The organism is Luteimonas sp. RC10 (genome assembly GCF_014192745.1).
Classification (GTDB): domain Bacteria; phylum Pseudomonadota; class Gammaproteobacteria; order Xanthomonadales; family Xanthomonadaceae; genus Luteimonas.
Map to the genome: position 1 here is coordinate 327,356 of NZ_JACHYJ010000001.1, position 18,474 is coordinate 345,829.

At 70.0% G+C, this 18,474-nt stretch carries 14 protein-coding genes; all 14 read right to left on the reverse strand.

Annotated features, from left to right (window positions below):
• Positions 1-44: 44 nt before the first annotated feature.
• Complete coding sequence (locus tag FHW73_RS01370) at positions 45-824, reverse strand: aldolase (RefSeq protein WP_183424913.1); 780 nt, start codon at positions 822-824, stop codon at positions 45-47.
• A 115-nt stretch (positions 825-939) separates the two neighbouring features.
• Positions 940-1,827, reverse strand: a complete 888-nt coding sequence (locus tag FHW73_RS01375) for a LysR family transcriptional regulator (RefSeq protein WP_183424914.1) — start codon at positions 1,825-1,827, stop codon at positions 940-942.
• 107 nt (positions 1,828-1,934) lie between these two features.
• Positions 1,935-2,114 carry an oxidoreductase-like domain-containing protein gene (locus FHW73_RS01380; protein ID WP_183424915.1) on the reverse strand — a complete coding sequence of 60 codons (180 nt, stop codon included), beginning with the start codon at positions 2,112-2,114 and terminating at the stop codon, positions 1,935-1,937.
• 31 nt (positions 2,115-2,145) lie between these two features.
• Entirely contained in the window at positions 2,146-2,985 is an 840-nt protein-coding gene (locus tag FHW73_RS01385) for a phosphatase PAP2 family protein (protein WP_183424916.1), read from the reverse strand.
• 1 nt (position 2,986) lies between these two features.
• On the reverse strand, positions 2,987-3,955 hold the full coding sequence (locus FHW73_RS01390) for a transaldolase (RefSeq protein ID WP_183424917.1): 969 nt from the start codon (positions 3,953-3,955) through the stop codon (positions 2,987-2,989).
• 31 nt (positions 3,956-3,986) lie between these two features.
• Positions 3,987-5,177, reverse strand: a complete 1,191-nt coding sequence (locus FHW73_RS01395; protein ID WP_183424918.1) for a CoA transferase — start codon at positions 5,175-5,177, stop codon at positions 3,987-3,989.
• 128 nt (positions 5,178-5,305) lie between these two features.
• A complete protein-coding gene (locus tag FHW73_RS01400; protein ID WP_183424919.1) occupies positions 5,306-7,222 on the reverse strand; it encodes a beta-L-arabinofuranosidase domain-containing protein in 1,917 nt (638 codons plus the stop codon).
• Positions 7,215-9,416, reverse strand: coding sequence for a formylglycine-generating enzyme family protein (locus tag FHW73_RS01405; RefSeq protein ID WP_183424920.1), 2,202 nt, complete (start codon positions 9,414-9,416; stop codon positions 7,215-7,217). Before FHW73_RS01405 ends, FHW73_RS01400 begins: the two co-directional genes overlap by 8 nt.
• 28 nt (positions 9,417-9,444) lie before the next feature.
• Positions 9,445-10,398: a ribokinase gene (locus tag FHW73_RS01410; RefSeq protein ID WP_183424921.1), complete on the reverse strand. Its 954-nt coding sequence runs from the start codon at positions 10,396-10,398 to the stop codon at positions 9,445-9,447.
• The gene (locus FHW73_RS01415) at positions 10,391-11,668 is read right to left on the reverse strand and encodes a serine hydrolase domain-containing protein (RefSeq protein WP_183424922.1); all 1,278 of its coding nucleotides are present in this window, start codon (positions 11,666-11,668) and stop codon (positions 10,391-10,393) included. The genes FHW73_RS01410 and FHW73_RS01415 overlap by 8 nt, the downstream gene beginning before the upstream one ends.
• Before the next feature lie 40 nt (positions 11,669-11,708).
• Positions 11,709-13,931, reverse strand: a complete 2,223-nt coding sequence (locus FHW73_RS01420; RefSeq protein WP_183424923.1) for a TonB-dependent receptor — start codon at positions 13,929-13,931, stop codon at positions 11,709-11,711.
• Positions 13,932-14,135: 204 nt separating this feature from the next.
• Entirely contained in the window at positions 14,136-15,038 is a 903-nt protein-coding gene (locus FHW73_RS01425) for a LysR family transcriptional regulator (protein WP_183424924.1), read from the reverse strand.
• Between the two features lie 104 nt (positions 15,039-15,142).
• A complete protein-coding gene (locus tag FHW73_RS01430) occupies positions 15,143-17,545 on the reverse strand; it encodes a sodium:solute symporter (RefSeq protein WP_183424925.1) in 2,403 nt (800 codons plus the stop codon).
• Positions 17,532-18,419, reverse strand: a complete 888-nt coding sequence (locus tag FHW73_RS01435) for a CoA ester lyase (protein WP_183424926.1) — start codon at positions 18,417-18,419, stop codon at positions 17,532-17,534. The genes FHW73_RS01430 and FHW73_RS01435 overlap by 14 nt, the downstream gene beginning before the upstream one ends.
• Positions 18,420-18,474: the final 55 nt, after the last annotated feature.

Below are 18,474 nucleotides of genomic sequence, written 5' to 3' on the forward strand. Positions count from 1 at the left end.
TTGCTCATGTGGACTTCCTGATAAAGGTGGGGGAAGCCGGAATTTCAGCGCGTTGCGAGCGGCGGGACGCCGTGGGTTTGGCGGGACCAGTAATCGAAGGTGGCGTTGACGATCGACTTCTTGAGCAGATAGTCGTGCGCTTCCTTGGCCAGCGTGTCGTCGACCGGGGTCAGCGGGCCGAAGGCCTGTGCACGGACCTGCAGCCTGGCGGCGCGTTCGAGGTAGACCGACAGGTAGGTCGCTTCCTCGCACGTGGCGCCGGCCGTCAGGTAGCCGTGATGCGCCAAGATGATCGCGCGCTTGTTGCCCAGCGCTTCGGAGATGATCACGCCTTCCTGATCTGCAATCGGCACACCTGGCCATTCGCCCAGAAAGGCACAGTCGTCGTGCAGCGGCGTCATGTCCATCTGCGCAATCACCAACGGCTGGCGCGCAGCAGCCAACGCCGATGCCCAGGGCGAATGCGTATGGATGATGGCATTGACGTCGGGACGCGCGTCGTAGACCCACAGGTGGAAGCGCGTGGCCGGATTGGCCATGCCTTCGCCGGTCAGCGTGTTGAGGTCGCGATCGACTTCGATGAAGTCCTCGGGCTTGGCCTCGTCGAAGCCCAGACCGAACCGCAGTGTCCAGTAAGCGCCTGGGCGATCGGAGCGCACGCTGATCTGACCAGCAAGGCCGGCCTCCTGCTCGGTCATCGCCAGGATGCGGCATGCGTAGGCCATCGTCTCTGCACGGCTGCGCTTGGCATCGTGCAGATGCTTGGCCATGTCCTGCGTCGCGCGCTGGTCGAAGTAGGACTTTTCTCGTAGCGGGGTATTCATGCGGTGCTCCTCAGCATGCAATGCCTGGCGTGTGCTCAGACCCAGTGACCGCATTGTCATTGACTCAAATCAATGACCGCTATGAATTGGCACTCATACGAGATATTCCAGAACCTCAGGTCTCAAGACCTTTCGCGACCTCCAGGCTGCAGCGCAGGAACTCGTTGGTGAGACCGGACATCGGCTTGTCCGCCGGCGTGATGACCACCACCCACCGGGACAATGGTGGATCGGTGATCGGGACGCTACGCAGCTCGTAGTCCTCGAGCAGCTTGCCGGGGATGCGCGAGGGCAGCACGCAATTGCCGATGCCCGACGAGACCAGCTTGAGCATGGCGTCGATGGTCTCGGCCTCGGCCACGTAACTCGCATTCAGCCCTGCGCTGTGCAGCATCCGACGGAGCGCGTAGTGCGGGGGAAAGCCGATCAGCTTGAGGTCGTCCGGCGATGCGGCCGCACTGTCGGCCAAGGGATTGGACTGGCGCACGATCAGGCTCATCCGGTCTTCGAACAGCGGCTGCGAACGCAGCGTGCCCACGTCCACTGCCACGTCGTAGACGAAGCCCAGGTCGGCCTTGCCCGAGTTGACCAGCTCCACCACTTCCGGCGAACTGCGTCCCAGCAAGGACAGGTTCGCGTGCGGCCGGCTGCTGACGAACTTGGCCACCACATCAGCCGCGTAGTAGTAGCTGAGCGTGTGCACGGTCGCCAGGCGCACCGTGCCGTGCGTGGCCACTTGCTGCGATACGGTCTCCAACGCCTGATCGATCGCGCGGAACGGCGACTTGAGCGCGCTGTACAGGCGCGCGCCCACCTCGGTCAGCTCGACGCCCCGCCCTGTGCGCACGAACAGCGCGACGCCCACCTTCGCCTCGAGCGCGGCGAGCTGCTTGCTCAGCCCCGACTGGGTCTGGCCCAGCACTTCGGACGCCTTGGACAGCGAGCCGAGCTCCGCAATGCACAGAAAGTAGCGAAGCGCTCGATCGATGGTTCCGCTCAACATGCCCGATGCTCCCATCTGCCAGGGGCTGTCCTGCAACTGCAAGACACGTCGAAATTGTAGGCATGGCAGGTGAGGATCCGGCGCCCCCGCCGCGCAGACGCTTCAACTCAATCTGCACCAGGATGCCGCGCGCGCCATGCGGACAGCCGGGCACGGTAGTCGGCCATCGCGTCGGCATGCAGGTCGTAGACGCAGATCGGGCAGCCGCTGTCGCAGCAGTCGCTCGGCAGCGGTGCTTCGGGCGGCTCGGGCCGCGGATCGGGGTCGGGGACAGGCGTCGTGGTCATTGCGCGGCCATTGTCGCGCAGCACGCCGGGCTCAGCGGTCGTCGGCGGCCGGTAGCGGCGACAGGCGCAGCGCGGCGGTCTGTGCGTCGCAGCCCTCGGGCTGCGCGCCGCGCGCGCGCTGGGCGGCGACTTCGTCGCGCGCCGCCGCCAGATCGGCGAGGTACGCCGGTTCGGCCTGCAGCCGTGCGAACGTCCCCGCGCCCACGACTTGGCCCTGCACGATGTCGCTGTACCAGTGCACATTGCAGACCAGTCGGCTCTCGCCGAAGCTGCGCCCGCGCTGCAGCAGCGGATCGGCGCGGTCGGGCGCGATGGCGGTCAACGCCAGCGCCCAGGTCCAGCCGATCGCGGCGTGGCCCGACGGGTACGAGCCGCTGTCGCGCAGCTGTTCGACATCGTCCGGCGTGCAGACCGGCGCGCCGTTGGCCAGGAATGGTCGGCGGCGCTGCCAGTGCAGCTTGGCGGCGCGGCTGTCGATCGCGGCGTCGGCGAGGCTGCGGCGCAGCAGCCGCACCAGGTGCGGGGTGTGGGTCGTATCGATCGGCACGCCGAGCGCGCAGGCGTAGAGGTCAGCGGCCTGCGGGAAGTCGAGGTCGGCATCGATCGCCGCCTGCTGCCAACGCGGGGTTTCGCGCAGGGCCAGCGCGCGAGCGGCGATGGCCTCATCGAGGGCCCGCGCGGCCGACTCTGGCGCGGGCGGTGCGGGCAACAGGGCCCGGCTGTCGAAGCCGGGCGCATCGAGGTAGCCGACACTGACACCCGGGCGCTGCTCGGGCACGAGGACCGGTGCGGCCGCGGTGGAGCGCGGGCCGCCGGCGCACCCGACGACCAGCAGCGCCGCCAGCACGCCCACGGCGTGCCGGACGCGCATCTCAGCCGGCCTGCAGGCGCTGGGCGATCGTCTGGCGCAGCGCAGCGAGATCCTTGGCAAACGCGGCGATGCCGTCGCGCAGCTTTTCGTCGGCCATCGCATCGGCCTTGAGGTCACGCGCGAACTGCGCGGCGTCGACCGGCGGGTCGATCCGGCCATCGCCCTTGCCCGGCGTCAGCGCGCGCACCAGCGGGCCGTGCTCGGCATCCAGCGCTTCGAGCAGGTCGGGCGAGATCGTCAGCCGGTCGCAGCCGGCCAGCGCTTCGATCTGCGCGGTCGAGCGGAACGAAGCGCCCATGACCACAGTCGGCGAGCCGCGACGCTTGAACTCGGTGTAGACGTCGCGCACGAAGCGCACGCCCGGATCGTCGTCGATCGTCGCCGGCACCTCGCCGCGGGCGACGTGCCAGTCGAGAATGCGGCCGACGAACGGCGAGATCAGGAACACGCCCGCCTCGGCGCAGGCGATCGCCTGGCTGCGGTTGAAGATCAGCGTGAGGTTGCAGTCGATGTCCTCGCGCTGCAGCTGCTGCGCGGCGCGGATGCCTTCCCAGGTCGCAGCGATCTTGATCAGCACGCGCTCGCGGCCGACGCCGGCATCCTCGTACATGTCGATGAACTGGCGCGCCTTGGCGAGCGTGGCCTCGGTGTCGTGCGACAGGTCGGCATCGACCTCGGTCGAGACCCGGCCCGGCACCAGGCCGGCGAGCTTGCGGCCGACACCGATCGTCAGCCGGTCGACGACCTGCCGGACCACCGCGTCGGCATCGCCATCGAGCCCGCGTGCGCGCTCGAGCTCATGCTCGATCAGCTCGGCATAGATCGGCAGGTCCAGCGCCTTGCGCACCAGGGTCGGGTTGGTCGTGCAATCGACCGGCTTGAGCCGCGCGATCGCGTCGGCATCGCCGGTGTCGGCGACGACGACGGACATCGTGCGCAGTTGGTCGAGCTTGGATGCGGCAGCGGACATGGACACCTCGGGTTGGGACGTGGACCGCCGCTCAGGCGGAACTGCCATTGTCGCGTCCGTCGGCGTCCAGGGCCACCCTGACCGCATCGGAGTGCTGGCCCAGCGTGGGCGCGGCGAACGGAGCGGGTCCCGGCGTACGGCCGAAGCGGATCGCCTGGGCGACGCCGCGGTAGCTGCCCAGGGTCGGATGCGGGATCGTGGTGACGATGCCCTCGGCCAGCACCTGGGGATGTTCGAACATGTCCTCGACCGCGCGCGCGGCCGCGCACGGCACCGCATCGCCGAAGCGCGTCTCCCAGTCCAGCGCATCGCGCGCGGCTAGCGCCGCGTGCAACTGCGGCAGGATCTCATCGGCATGCTCGGCGCGCTTGCGCACCGTGTCGTAGCGCGGGTCAGCGGCCAGCGCCTCGAGCCCGGTCAGCGCACACAGCGCCTGCCAGAACCGCGGCGTGTTGGCCGAGATGTAGAGCCAGCCCGCACGCGTGGGATGCAGCCCGGTCACCCCGCCCGAGCGCATGTCGCGGCCGATATCGAGCGCCTCGCCCTCGGCCCAGACCATCCGCGCGGACTGCATCGCCAGCGCACTGCGCAGCAGCGAGACGCCGACAAACTGGCCTTCCCCACTGCGTTCGCGCTCGTACAGTGCTGACGACACGCCGGCCGCCAGCAGCGCAGCCGCGTAGTAGTCCACCACCGAGCCGTAGACCAGCTCCGGCGGGCCGCCGCGCTTGCCCTGCAGCGTGCAGATGCCGGTCATCGTCTGCAGCACCTGGTCGTAACCGGCCTTGTCCTTCAACGGGCCAGTTTCGCCGTAGCCGGTGACCGCGCAATAGATCAGCCGCGGGTTCATCGCCGACAGCGTCGGAAAGTCGATCGCCAGCCGCTCGGGCACACCGGGCCGGAAGTTGTGCACCAGCACGTCGGCCTCGCGCACCAGCCGGTAGAGCACCGCGCGGTCGTCCTCGGCCTTGAGGTTGAGAGTGACGCCGCGCTTGCTGCGGTTGATGCCGAGAAACGCACGGCTCTCGGCGGCCAGCGTGGAGGGGTAGTTGCGCAGGTTGTCGCCGTCGGGCGGCTCGACCTTGATCACATCCGCGCCCTGGTCGGCCAGCAGCGCACAGCCGTAGGGGCCGGCGATGTAGGCACTCAGGTCCAGCACGCGGATGCCGCTCAGCGGGCCGGGCGCGCCGCCGCGGTCATGGGCGAAGGGGGAATCCGTCATCTCGTCCGATATCCATTCAACGCGACAGCGCAGGTCCGGGGCAGTCTGCGCGACGCGTACGCCGCGAGCCATGCGCTCGGCCTATGTTCTCCCGCCACAGAAACTTGCTTGCGCATCCGTCGCTGCATTCAAAGGGCGCCGCAATCGCCAGCATCGGCACCGTCGGCCGACGGCGCCAGGCCGAGCCAGGTGGTGCGCCAGATGCGGTCGCGACGCGCGCCGATGCCGTAGTAGGGCGCGAAATCGATCGGCGCGCGCTCGTCCAGGTGCAGGCGCAGGCCCACCGCCGCCGCATCGCCGTCGCCCGCAGGCGGCAGCTCCTCGATCCGGATCTGCGCATCGTCGTCGGGCAAGCGCACGGTCTCGGCAGTGCGATAGCCGTCGATCAACCCGGTCGCGTAGACCAGCGGGCCACGGCCGAAGGCGATGTAGTCCTGACGCAGCACCTGCTGGCGCACCGGCGAGCCGTCGGGCGCACGCGATTCCTGCACGTTGCGGTAGACGCGTCGGTGGATGCGCGGACGCAGTGGCAGGGTCAGCGCGACCTCGTCGCCATCGGCCCAGGTCCGCTCGATGCGCACATAGTCGCCAGCAACCACGGGCCCCGGCCACGGCGTGCCGGCGACGGTGAGCGTGGCCTCCTGTGCCCAGGCAGGAATGCGCACGCGCAGCGCGAAATGCGCCGGCTGCGCCAGACGCAGTTGCAGGCCGATGTCGCCGTCGAACGGATAGCGCGTGTCCTGGATCACGGTCACATCGCCCGCAGCGGGCAGCGTGCACGTCGCCTCGCCGGGCCCCAGCAGGTTGACGACGATGCCCTCGTCATCGGTCGCGTACGCGAGCGCCGGCAGTTCCTCGATCGCCATCGCGCCGCTGGACTTGCAGCAGCGCCAGTAGTTGGTGTGGATACGGCGGCCGTTGGCGTAGGAGTAATAGCACCAGCCCTCGCCGTCGGGCGCCTGCGCGCCGAGCAGGTCGTTGTAGGCGGTGCGTTCGATCTCCTCGGCATACCGCGCCTGCCCGGTGATCGCCAGCAGTTCGCGGTTGAGCTGCAGCCAAGCGAGGATCGAGCAGGTCTCCACGTACGCGTGCGGGTCGAACACGAACGCGGGATTGAACACTTCGCGCGAGCGGTGGCCGATGCCACCGAACGGGCCCCCGCCCAGGCTCAGGTGGTGATCGCGGATCGCCTGCCACTGCGCATCGAGCGCCTGACGATGGCGCGGATCGCCGCTGGCCCGCGCCAGCTTCGCCAGCCCGACCAGGTTCCAGCACAGCTGGTAGGCCTTGCCGGTGGCGATCTCCGACGGATCGGCGCCGGCCAGCGCGCGCTCAAGCAATGCCAGCCGCGGGTTGGCATCGGCCTGGGCGAGGATGCGCCGGGCCAGTTCGAGGAAGCGCGCATCGCCGGTCGCGGCGTGCAGGTCCATGACCGGATCGAGCAGCACCGTCGCCGACATGCCGTGGTGGTTGCCGACCGTGGTGATGTCCAGACCTTCGATGCAGAACGTGCGCCAGCACAGCAGGCCGATCCGGCGCGCGGTCTCCAGCGCACCGGCCTCCGGGAACCGCCGGTGCACTTCGAGCAGGCCCAGCAGCAGATAGGCATGGGTCCACACGTCCCAGGTGCGCAGCGCCGGCTCGCCGTTCCAGCTCTCCGGCTTGGGCGGCTGCGGCACCATGAAGCGCCGATGCGGCGCGTAGGTCCCCAGGTAGCCGTCGTCTTCCTGCACCTGGGCCAGGTACGCCGCGACGGCGCGCACGCTGTCTTCCAGCGCGGTGTCGCCACTGCGCGCGGCGGCCTTGGCTGCGGCCGCCAGCCACTTGCCGGCGTGCTCGCCGTACCAGTCGCCCTCCTCGTTACCGGCGCGGTGCGTCGGAGCGAAGATCGCGATCGCCGGACTGTCGGGCGCGGTGACGAAGTGCGACAGGCGCCCACGGCGATTGGCGTCCAGCGCCTCGCCCAGCAGCCCGCGCAGGCGTACCTGCGCAGGCGCGGTCGGGCGCTGCGCGTCGCCAGCGGCGATGTCCAGCGGCTCAGCCATGCCCACGCTCCGCATCGACCACGCAGCGGAAGCCCACCGTCCCCGAGCGGTCCTTGCCCGGCGCCATCAGCAGGTACTTGCCGTGCTGATCGAGCCGGTAGGCCTGCGGGAAATACCAGTGCGAGGTCTGCGGCTGGTAGCTGCTGCCGCCGCGCAGGATCGCCGCGCGCGTATGTGTATCGATGTACTCGTCGGTCCATTGCCAGACGTGACCGATCAGGTCCTCGACCCCGAACGGCGAGGCGCCCTGCGGATGCGCGCCGACATCGGCCGGCGGCAGCAGGCGACGGCCGCGGTTGACCCGCGGCACGCAGGTGTCGTGCCAGGTGTCGCCCCAGGGATAGCGGCGGCCGTCGTGGCCTTGCGCTGCGTACTGCCATTCCCATTCGCGCGGCAGGCGCTTGCCTGCCCACTGCGCGTAGGCGCGCGCATCCTCCAGCGACACCCAGGTCACCGGCTTGTGGGCCCAGCCCGGGCGCGGCGCGCCGTCGACCCAGTGCCGCAGGAAGTTGTGCGCATCGCGCGGCGCGTAGCCGCTGTCGGCCAGGAACCGCGCGAACTGCGCATTGGTTACCGGATGGCGGTCGATGTGGAACGTGGCCAGCATCATCCGGCGGCGATGGTGCCGACGCGGGCACGATTCCCACGGGTACTGCACGTCCAGGCCCGCCCAGTCGAAGCCCTCGATCTCGACGCCGCCGACGCGGAACAGGAATTCGCCGCCGGGGATCGTCACCATGCCCTCGGGCGCGGCGGTCTGCGGCGCGGTCGGCGCCACCTCGACGATGGCCTGCGGCAACGGCTGCCAGGCGGCCGAGTGCGCGCCGATCGGCGTCCTGGCCTGCGCGGCGAGCGTGGCCAGGATCGCGTCGAGACCATCGGTGTCGGCCCCCGGCGCCAGTGCCAGCAACGCGCCAAAACCGCGCCCCTCGAGCGGCAGCTCGATCACCGCCTCGCCGTCGATCACGCGCGGCGCAATCGGCTGGCCGCGCCACAGGTCGTAGTAGCGGGTGCCGTCGACGTGCGGCAGCGCGAGCTGCTCGCCGTCGATCGGATACTCGTGGCGGTTGATCAGCGTCCACAGCGCGCGGTCTGCACCCGGGAAGCGGCTGGCGAACACGCCGCGCTGCAGGCAGGGCTGGTACGGCGCCCAGTCCAGGCTCACCACCAGCTCGGGGAACGCACGGTAGATCGTCGCGATGCGCCGCAGGACCTCGGCATTGCGCGGGGTGAACTGGTTCCAGATGCCCCAGATGTTTTCCCAGGCGTTGTAGCCGATGCCGTTGAAGAAGCAGTACTGGAGGTCGTGCGTGCGGTCGCGGCCCCAGCGGTTCTCGTAATTGACCATGTGCCGCGGCTCGAGCCACTTCCACTTCGACACCGGCGGCACCGGACCGTCGGGCGCCTTCTTGCCCCAGCTCTGCACGTTCCAGATCAGCTGCTCTTCGGAGCTGATCGTCGATTCGGGCTGCAGCACGACCGGCCGGCCATGGCGCTCGCAGGCATCGAGGAACGCGCGCGGCACGCCGTTGAACGTGTCGCCGTTGATGCCGTCGGCACCGACCGCCGCGACGATCTCCGCCAGGCCCTCCCAGTGGCTGGTGCCCGGATCGCGGGTGCCGTGATCCCAGGGCTTGGCCGGCAGGAACACCCGCACCCCGCGGGCCTGGAACGCCTGCACCGCACGGCGCAGACCGTCGAGTCCGCCGGGCAGATCGTGCGCGAGATCGAACTGGTTGCGGTCGTCGATGCCGATGTTGGGATAGACGTACCAGATCAGCACCGAATCGATGCCGCCAAAGCGCGCGATCAGATCGTCGAGATAGCGGTCGACCGTGTACTCGGCGCGCTCGGCGTCATAGAAGTAGCGGTCCTCGACCATCATCTGCGCGTGCACGAAGTTGCGCTGCGCCCACAGCAGTTCGGGCCGGCGGTAGTTGGCGTCGTCATAGCCGATGCGCACCAGATGCTCGCGGCGCCAATCGCGCAGCTCGGCCAGCCAGTCGGCCGCGCTCTCGTTGGCATCGATCATCCAGCCGCCGATGTCGGCGAACGGCCAGCCCGGTGCCTTGCCCGGCGTGGGCAGGTAGCGGCCGGTGGTGACGTGCGAGAACTTGTACTCGCTGCGCAGCGGTGCCGGACCGTGGTCGGCGCTGTCGGCGTCGTCGAGCGTCTCGTAAGGGGAGGCGGTCATGGGGGGCGTCTCGTCAAAGAATGGGGGATCAGGCGGCCAGGCCGCAGCGTGCCGCCAGTGCGGCGCGGCCGGGCGCATCGCCGGCGCCGGCCAGCAGCGCCTGCACCTGCGCGCGGGCCGGCACGCTCGACTGCGCGCCGAGCGCGCTGCAGGCCAGCGCCGAGGCGGCCGCCGCATCGCGCAGCGCGACCGGCAAGGCATCGCCGCGGGCGAGCGCGGCGACCAGCGCGCCGCAGAAAGTGTCGCCGGCGCCGGTGGTGTCCACCGCCTCGACCGGAAACGCCGGCTGCAGATGCAAGGCCTCGCCCTCACGCGCCATGCAACCGGCCGCGCCCAGGGTCACCACCGCGCAGGGCACCGGCAGCCGCGCGAGCGCGGCGATGAGGTCGCCATCGTCGCCGACCAGCATTGCCAGTTCGCCCTCGTTGACCACCAGCACGTCGATTAGGCGCAGCAAGGCCTCGGGCAACGCCTGCGCCGGCGCGGCGTTGAGCACGACCCGCACGCCGGCCGCCTGCGCGCGCGCGGCGTAGGCGGCCACGCTGTCGAGCGGCGTTTCGAGCTGCAGCAGCAGATAGCCCACGCCGTCCAGCGCAGGCAGGTCGTCCGGCGCCAGCGCGGCATTCGCGCCCGGCGCGACGGTGATCGCGTTCTCGGCACCATCGGCCAGGCAGATGAAGGCCACGCCGGTCGGCAGTGCGGCCTGGCGGCGGATGTCCAGCGACACGCCGGCCGCGCGCAGCGAATCCTCCAATGGGCGGGCGTGCGCATCGTCGCCGAGCGCCAGCAGCATCCGGGTCGGCGCACCGCCGGCGCGTGCGGCCGCGACCGCCTGGTTGGCACCCTTGCCGCCCGGGAAGGTGCGGAAGTCGCGGCCGAGCACGGTCTCGCCAGGCGCCGGAATGTGCGCGGCGCGTACGACGAAATCGAGGTTGGCCGAACCGGCGACGAGGACCGCAGCGGCGGCCGGCGACTCAGTCATGCGAAAGCCCTTGCTGGACGAGGTTGTAGAACGGGGTGGCCAGCCGCGGCAGGTCGCCGGGGACCTCGCGCGGCAGGTGCTGGGCGAGCAGGATCGCGATCGCGTGCTGGGACGGGTCGATGACGAAGTGCGTCGACGCCGCGCCCGACCAGCCGACCTGGCCCGGCGCGCCGAGGCGTCCGCGTGCGGCCGGGTCGAGCTGCACCGCCAGCCCCAGGCCGAAGCCCTCGGCCGGACTGAACTGCGTATGCGGCTGCGCCAGATGGCCGAGTTGGTTCCGCAGCATCGCCGCGACCGTCTCTTCGCGCAGATAACGGCGGCCGTCGAGCACGCCGCCGCCGAGCAGCATGCGGCACAACCGCAGGTAATCGGCCGCGGTCGAGTACAGGCCGCCGGCACCACTGGTGTAGGGATTGAGCGATGCGCCCGGCGTCGTCGCGCTGGGGCCATCGGCCAGGCGCAGGCGGCCGTCGTCGCCCAGCGTGGTGATGTCGACCACGCGGCCGCGCGCCTCGGCCGGCACCGAAAAGCCGGTGTCGGGCATGTCCAGCGGCTGGAACAGGCGCGTGCGCAGGAAGGTGTCCAGCGATTGCCCCGACACCACCTCGACCAGCCGCGCCAGCACCTCGGTCGCGGCGCCGTCATAGGCGAACGTCGTGCCCGGATCGTGCTGCAGCGGCAACGCCGCCAGCCGCTGCACATAGCCGGCCAGGTCGGGCGCGCCGTGCAGGTCGGCGGCCTCGCGCAGCTGCAGCACCGGGCCGTCGCCGATCGCAATGCCGCTGGTGTGGGTCAACAGATGGCGGATGGTCAGCGCACGCGCCGGCGCGCGCCGCGTGCCGTCGGCCTGGAGCACGCGCAGATCGGCGAACTCGGGCAGATGCCGGGCGATGTCGTCGTCCAGGCCGATCCTGCCGTCGTCGCAGAGCATCAGCACCGCCACCGACACCACTGGCTTGGTCATCGAGTAGATGCGGAAGATCGCATCGGCGCGTATCGGCCTGCGCTGCGCGAGATCCAGATGGCCGGCGACGTGGGTATGCGGCGGCCGGCCGTCCTGCCACACCGTCGCCACGACGCCGACGTAGCCGGCATCGGCCACGGCGGCATCGAGGAACCGGTCGAGCGGCTGCCAGCGCGTGGCCTGGGACGCGGCGGCATCGCCGCCGGCCCAGACCGGCGCGATCGCCGCCAGCAGCGCCAGTGCGGCCGCCCAGGCGACACCGCGTCGCGCGCCGGCGATGGGCCGCCGCCCAGTGTCCCGCTGCACCCGCACTTCCCGCATGACCTACGCCCCGCCCTCGTTTCGATCAGAACGCGATCGTATGGGTGAGCGACACCATGCGCCCGCGACCGGCCCAGTAGTTCTGCCAACCGGGAACCTGCGACCAGCTGAGGATGTACTGCTTGTCGAACAGGTTCTCGATGCCGAGCGTGAGCTTGCCGTAGCGGCCGGTGTCGTAGTTCACGCCGAGGTCGACCAGGGTGTAGCCCTTGGTGTTCTCTTCGTAGGTGAAGGCCCTGCCGTCGTACTCGCGCACGTCGCTGCCCGACAGATGACGGTCGAACAACTTGGTCGCACCCAGCGTCAGGTCGGCATCGGGGGCGAAGTTCCAGGTCACCGAGACCGCGAGCTTGTCGGGGTTGGCATCGAGCACGCCCATCGGCTTGTTGAGACCACCGGCGCCGTAGCTGCCGTCGGCCGCCTCGGCCCAGAACGCGGTCTTGCCGCGGATCCGCGAATAGATGCCGGACACCTTCCACTGCGGGTTGAAACGGTACTCGCCGTTGGCCTCGAAGCCGCGGATGCGCACCGGGGCGCGCGCCATCACGAAGTCGTTGCTGACCGGATCGACCGACAGCGTCGAACCGAACGGCGACTTGGAGTCGTAGTAGGACGCGCCGAACGCCGCCGAGTCGCCGCGCCAGTTGAAGCCGACTTCCTTGTTGGTGACGATGATCGGATCCAGATCGGCGATGCGATCGACCGACTGGCCCGGCACGTTGATGTTGCGCAGCGGGATGCCGATGTTGGCCAGGCCGAAGCCCTCGCCGTAGGACGCGAACACCGACCAGGTGTCGGTGATGCGCCAGATCGCACCGAGGTTCTTCATCGTCTCGGTGTACTCCAGCCCGCCGCCCTGCACGAACACGCTGTTGCGATAGGCGGTGGTGGTGTAGCTGTCGACATGCAACTCGCCATCCTCGCGGCGCAGGCCGCCGCTGAGCGTCACCGGGCCCACGTCCCAGGTCAGCTGCGCGTACGGCGCAACGCTGCTGTACTCCATCGGCGGCACCCACACACGGTTGGTCAGCGCCAGCCGCTGGGCGGCCTCGTCCTCGACCACGTCGACGCCGGTGCGCAGCTGCAGCCCCGGCACGCCGAACAGATCACCGCGGGTCCAGCTGGTGCGCAGACCGCGCTTCTTGGACACGATCTCCGACTGGTCGTAGATGCGCTTGCTCTCGTCGAAGTTGTCATCGACCTTCACCAGCTGGCGGTCGTCGCCGTCCTCGGGCAGATAGCGCATCGCCTGGTCGGCCCAGTAGACGTCGGCAGTGAACGTGCCGCCGAACAGGTCGCCGTGGCTGTAGTTGAGCGCGGCCTGCTGGAAGTCGTTGAACTCGGTCAGCGAGCCTGCGATCTGGCCGCGCTCGGAGGTGTTGGTGCTCGGAATCGGGCACTCGACCGGGTCGTAGCGGCAGCCTTCGACCTGCTTGTAGTTGCCCTTGCCCTCGATGCGGAAGTCGCTCAGGCTCAGCTGCAGGCGCTGCACACCGCCCTCACCGAAGTTGGCGCCCAGCTTGGCGTAGAGGTTGCGCGATTCCGAATCGGCCAGCGAGCCGCTGGTGTTCATGCCGATGCGGCGGCCGTTGCCGTCGTAGGAAATGCCGCGGTCGATGTACGAAGCGCTGAGCAGCGCATCGAAGTCGTCGCTCTTGTAGGCGTGGTTGACGCCCAGCTTCCAGCCCGCGCTGTCGCTGCCCGACTGGGTCGAGTAGCGCGAGATCACCGTGGTCTCGTGGCCTTCGGCCGTCGGCACCTTGGAGATGTAGTTGATGATGCCGCCGGCCGCGCCGATGCCTTCCGACGCCGACGGGCCGTTGATGACCTCGATGCGGCCGACCAGGCCCATGTCGGTGAACGTGCCGTTGCGATTGCCCTCGCGCAGCGGCGAGCCCTGCGGGATGCCGTCGAACAGGCGCAGCGCGATGCGGCCGCGCAGCGTCTCGCCCGAGTTGCTCATCGCCTGCGAGGACTCGGCGTAGCCGGGCACCGTGCGCGCCAGCACCGCGGTCGCGTCCTCGGTCAGCGCCAGCGTGTGCGCGACCTGCTCCTGCGACACCAGGCTGATCGCGCCGGGAATCTTGTCGATCGAGGTGGCCACGCGCGTGCCGGTCACGACCATGCGGTCCAGGTTCACGGCATCGCGGTCGCGGGTGCGCTCGTCGGCGTCGTCGGCCTGCTGCGCCCAGGCGGCGGCAGGCAGCAGCAGGATGCAGGCGATCGCGGCGGAAAGCGGCTTGATCATGTCGAAGTCTCTGAAGGAGTGCGTGGCGGCCGGGCGTGCCGGCGGCGGCCTGGAGGCTGTGGAACCGGCGGCGCAATGCGTCCTCCGGTGGCGAGAGAGACTAGGCGTCCGCGCCACAGCGATGCACCGCCTGAACGTATGTTCAAACCGAAGTTTTTATTGCTTACGAGGCAAGCAAATATTTGTTGCGCCGCAACATTTCGTTCACTCCGAGACCGCGCCCTCGTCGCGCGCCGGCGCCCGGGCGGCAGTGCGGCACTGCTCACGCAGCGCCGCAACCAGCCGGCTGCGCACACTGGCGGTCGACCACACGATGCCGATGCGCCGGGGCTCGGCCGGTTCGGGCAGCGGCAATCGCGCCAGCCGCAGCCCGGCCGGCCATGGCTGCTGCCAGTCGGGCACCAGCGACACGCCCAGGCCGCGGTCGACCATGACCGCGATCGCGTTGAGCGCGTTGAGCTCGAAGCGCTCGCGCGGCACGATCCCGACCCGGCGCAGATAGTCGTCGGCCTGGCGGCCGCCCCACTGGTGGCGGTCATAGCGGATCAGCGGTTCCTCGGCCAGCAGCGCATGCGGATCGCGATGGGCCAGGTGCTGCGGCGCGAGCACGATCAACGGTTCCTCGCGCAGCACTTCCCAGTCGCAGGTCTTGGGCAGCGCGAACGGCGCCTGCAGCACGATCGCCGCGTCCAGCTCGCCGCGCTCGACATCGGCGTAGAGCTCGGCCGAATAGCCCGGCTTGATGAAGACGTTGATCTGCGGCAACACGTTGACCATGCGCGCCAGCACGTCGGGCAGCATGCCGGCCAGCGCGGTCGGGCAGGCGCCCAGCCGCAGCTCGCCCGACAGCGCGCGGTCGTTGGCGACGCTGCGCAGGTCGGCCACGTCGCGCAGCAGGTCGCGGGCACGCTGCAGGATCCGCGCCCCGGGCTCGGTCACGCAGACCGTGCGCCCGGCACGCGCGATCAACGGCGCGCCCAGCTCGCGTTCGAGCGTGCGGATCTGCTGGGCGACCGCGGCCGGGGTGATGTTGAGGTAGCGCGCCGCAGCGGCCATCGACCCGCGGTCGACCACGTGCACGAAGGTGTTGAGGAACTGGGTATCCAAGGGCGCGGTCCTGGAGGACGCTGGCGGCGACGCGCCAGCCTACCCGCGCGGCGGCCGCCTGCGCCCCTGCCGAAGGGCCTGGGCGCTGGCCGCCACGGGCCGGTTCAGGCGTCGGCCTTGCGGGTATGGATGGTCAGCCCCTCGAGCGAACGGGCGGGCGGGGCGAAGAACAGGCTGGCCACGTAGCCGATCACGATGCACAGCATGATCGAGATGCCGAGGTAGAAGTACGGGTGCACCAGGTTGAACGACCAGGCCAGCAGGGTCAGCGCGATGCTGCCGCCGATGCCGATCGCCACCCCCGGCGAGTTCGCCCGCTTGGTGAACATGCCCAGCGTGTAGGCGCCGGCGAAGCCGCCGCCGAGCAGGCCGGCCAGTTCGATCGACACGTCGAACAGCGAATGGATGTCGTAGCGCGAGAGCACCAGCGCCAGGCCCATGCCGGTCAGCCCGACCACCACCGTCATCCACTCGGCGAAGCGCACGCTGCCCTTCTCGGTCGGTGCCTTGGCCAGTCGCGAATAGAAGTCCACCGACAGCAGCGTGGCGACGCTGTTGATGATGCTCGACAGCGTCGACATCGCCGCGGCGAAGATGCCGGCGATGATCAATCCAGTCACGCCGACCGGCAGCTCGGCGGCGATGAACAACGGGAACGTCGCATCGATCGGCAGCAGCGGGTCGAGCCGCTCGGGGTTCTGCCGGTAGTACATCCACAGCGCGGTGCCGATGCTGTAGAACACGAAGCCGCCGGGGATCATGATCGCCGCGAACACCCAGATCGAGCGGCCCGCCTCCTTGTCCGAACTGGTCGCCAGCGTGCGCTGCATCAGCACCTGGTCCTTGGGGAAGGTCAGCACCACGTCGAACACGACCAGAAAGATGAAGCCCCAGACGGTGGCCTTGGTCAGATCGAAGCTGAAATCCAGCAGCTTGGTCTTGTGCTCGATCGCAACCGCTTCGCGCACCGCGTCCAGGTCGCTGCCCAGCGACACCAGGATGAAAACGATCGCGAACACCGCGCCGCCCATCTTCACGAACACCTGCACGAAGTCCGTCCACACCACCGCGCGCATGCCGCCCATCGCGGTGTAGATGATCGTGAACACGCCCATGATCATGATGCTCCACACCACCGGGATGCCGGTGATCGTCGCGATCGCCAGTGCCGGCAGGAACAGGATCACGCTCAAGCGGCTGCCGACCTGCATCGCGATCGCCAGCGCACTGGCCAGCATCCGGATCGCCGGGTGGAAACGCGTTTCCAGGTATGAGAACACCGACATCAGGTCCAGTCGGCGCAGCAACGGCACGATCCACACCGCGACGAACATCAGGCCCAGCACCGCAATGAGATTGTTGGTCAGGTACTGCCAGTTGGTCTCGTAGGCCTTGGCCGGAATCGCGATGAAGCTGATCGAACTGGTGTTGGTCGCATACAGGCTCACGCCGGCCACCCAGAACGGGATGCTGCGCCCGCCCATGAAGAAGTCCGACTCCGAGGCGGTCTGGTCCTTGAGATAGAAGTAGCCGCCGATGCCGAGCATCGCGACCAGGTAGACCACGATCACCACCCAGTCCAGCCAGTGCAGCAGATGCTTGCCCGAGCGCAGTTGCGCCGCGTGCAGGCCGCCGTCGGCCGAGGCCCAGACCAGGCCGCTGCGCCAGCCGGTGGCCAGGCGCGCCTCGCCGTCGAGCGTGGCCGGCAACACCGCCCAGGACCCGGTGATGGTGTGGAAGGTCTGCAGCGCCGGCTGCGCGCCCGGCGCCGGCCGCAACAGATAGAGCACATGCGCCTGGCCGATCGGCTGGGCCGAGCCGTCCACCACCGCGCCGGGCAGGGTGCCGCGGTCCTGCCAGCCTTCGGCCGGCGTCCACTGCCGGATGCGGCCGTCGACCGCGGTCAGGTACAGCGCGAACTTCTGCGCCGCCAGCGAAGACGGCGCGCTGCCGTGCGGCCACGGCGCTTGCGCGATCCAGCTGGCACCGGGCGTGGTGCGCGACAGCGCGTAGAACCGCGCCTGGCCGTCCGCGTCCAGACCGGCGGCGTACAGCACCCCGGCCAGCACCGCCAGGCGGGCATGCGCGATCGGCTCGGGCAATGCCGGCAACGGCTGCACGACCAGTGCCCCCGACACCAGCGCCAGCGTCGCCGCCTCCTGCGCCATGCCCCCATCGCCCAGCAACAGATGCGTCCCGGCGCCGTCGGGCGTCGCCGCCTGCAGGCGCGTCACCGAGACCCCGGCCGGCAAGGCCAAGGCCTGCCAGCGACCATCCGCGCCCTCGCCGTCCAGGCGCCACGCGCGTTGGCCCGCGATCGCCAGCGGACGCTCCCCGAGCGTCAACAGCGCCTGCACACGCGCACCCTCGGGCAACGCCGCCAACGGCGTCGCATCGACCGAGGCCAGACTCTCGGCCTGCGCCGGCAGCACGGCGAACGCAGCCAGCAGCGCCAGCAGCACCGCCAGCAGCCCGGGACGCCGGCCCACGCGGTCAGCGCGCCGCATCGCGTTCCACCTGGGCCAGCACGCGCTCGGCACGCTTGAGATACGGCGCATCGATCATGCGCCCCTCGACCACGCAGACCCCCAAGCCCTGCGCACGCGCAGCGTCCGCGGCATCGACGATCCGACGCGCATCGGCCTGTGCCTGGGCGTCGACCGAGAACACCGCGTGCGCCAACGGCACCTGCCGCGGGTGGATGCAGCTCTTGCCGATGAATCCCAACTGCTGCGCCATCGTCGCCTCGTGCTCGAAACCGGCATCGTCGTGGAAATCTGCGTAGGCCCCATCGCAGGCGAACACCCCCGCCTCGCCCGCGGCCAGCGCCACCTGCAGCATCACCGCCTGCACGTGCGCGGCCACATCGCGCCGGATCCCCGCCGGCTCGAACAGATCGCCCAGCCCCAGCTGCAGCCCGGCCACGCGCGGATGCGCGCCGGCGATCTCGGCCGCATTGCGCAATGCGCGCGGCGTCTCGATGTTGACCAGCAGGGCCGGCGCCCGCCGGGCCGGATCGGCCGGCAACGCCGCTTCCTGCGCCTCGATGCGCGCAACCGCCGCGCACAGCGCCTGGGCCGAGTCGATCTTGGGCAGGTTGATCAGGTCCGGGGACACCGGCAGCACCGCGGACAGATCGGCCTCGAAGTCGGCGGTATCGGGCGCATTGACCCGCACGATCGCCAGCGGCGCCGGGGCCGCACGGGCCGGGTCGCGCAGCGCGTGTTCGCCGAGAAACGCAGCGACCGCGGCGCGGGCCTCGGCCTTGCGCGACGACGCCACCGCGTCCTCCAGGTCGAACGACACCGCATCGGCGGGGCCAGCCCAGGCCTTCAGGAACAGGTCCGGACGCACGCCCGGCACGAACAGTTTGCTGCGCATCGGCCCTCCCGCAGATTGCGGACCGAAGTGTGCGCGATGCGGACATGCGCAAAAG

Excerpts from the sequence above, each read along its gene's own strand:
- FHW73_RS01370 (WP_183424913.1), bottom strand. The coding sequence starts at position 824 with ATGAATACCCCGCTACGAGAAAAGTCCTACTTCGACCAGCGCGCGACG.
- FHW73_RS01375 (WP_183424914.1), bottom strand. The coding sequence starts at position 1,827 with ATGTTGAGCGGAACCATCGATCGAGCGCTTCGCTACTTTCTGTGCATT.
- FHW73_RS01380 (WP_183424915.1), bottom strand. The coding sequence starts at position 2,114 with ATGACCACGACGCCTGTCCCCGACCCCGATCCGCGGCCCGAGCCGCCC.
- FHW73_RS01385 (WP_183424916.1), bottom strand. The coding sequence starts at position 2,985 with ATGCGCGTCCGGCACGCCGTGGGCGTGCTGGCGGCGCTGCTGGTCGTC.
- FHW73_RS01390 (WP_183424917.1), bottom strand. The coding sequence starts at position 3,955 with ATGTCCGCTGCCGCATCCAAGCTCGACCAACTGCGCACGATGTCCGTC.
- FHW73_RS01395 (WP_183424918.1), bottom strand. The coding sequence starts at position 5,177 with ATGACGGATTCCCCCTTCGCCCATGACCGCGGCGGCGCGCCCGGCCCG.
- FHW73_RS01400 (WP_183424919.1), bottom strand. The coding sequence starts at position 7,222 with ATGGCTGAGCCGCTGGACATCGCCGCTGGCGACGCGCAGCGCCCGACC.
- FHW73_RS01405 (WP_183424920.1), bottom strand. The coding sequence starts at position 9,416 with ATGACCGCCTCCCCTTACGAGACGCTCGACGACGCCGACAGCGCCGAC.
- FHW73_RS01410 (WP_183424921.1), bottom strand. The coding sequence starts at position 10,398 with ATGACTGAGTCGCCGGCCGCCGCTGCGGTCCTCGTCGCCGGTTCGGCC.
- FHW73_RS01420 (WP_183424923.1), bottom strand. The coding sequence starts at position 13,931 with ATGATCAAGCCGCTTTCCGCCGCGATCGCCTGCATCCTGCTGCTGCCT.
- FHW73_RS01430 (WP_183424925.1), bottom strand. The coding sequence starts at position 17,545 with ATGCGGCGCGCTGACCGCGTGGGCCGGCGTCCCGGGCTGCTGGCGGTG.
- FHW73_RS01435 (WP_183424926.1), bottom strand. The coding sequence starts at position 18,419 with ATGCGCAGCAAACTGTTCGTGCCGGGCGTGCGTCCGGACCTGTTCCTG.